Annotated in this window: 1 protein-coding gene; it reads left to right on the forward strand. The window is 44.3% G+C overall.

The window, feature by feature from the left end:
- The coding region (locus ACQG3P_RS19755; protein ID WP_426805990.1) for a hypothetical protein at positions 1–231 on the forward strand (231 nt) is incomplete at its 5' end.
- Between the last annotated feature and the right edge of the window lie 42 nt (positions 232–273).

Raw genomic sequence — 273 nt, forward strand, 5'->3', positions numbered from 1 at the left:
GTTTCTTTTAATATTCAGTGGGGCTGGGTTTTATTTGACATCCTGTTGCTTGCACTGGTCTTTGCTTTTGTTGTTTCTGTCTTTTTAGGTGTGTTTTGTGGGGGGTGGGTTTCGGCCTTTGTTTGTGTGTTTGTTTTTTGTTTTTGTTTTTTTTTTTTTAGATTTCGCAGTTGTGCGTTTTGGGCGTTGTATGCTGGTTTTAGGCGGGTTCACGGTGTACGCGAAGGGTAAGCTGGTGATGCGGGCCGTTGGGCTGATAAACCACGCCGGTAA

The organism is Stenotrophomonas sp. SrG (assembly GCF_050031795.1).
In the GTDB taxonomy this organism is placed as follows: Bacteria; Pseudomonadota; Gammaproteobacteria; order Xanthomonadales; family Xanthomonadaceae; genus Stenotrophomonas; species Stenotrophomonas rhizophila_A.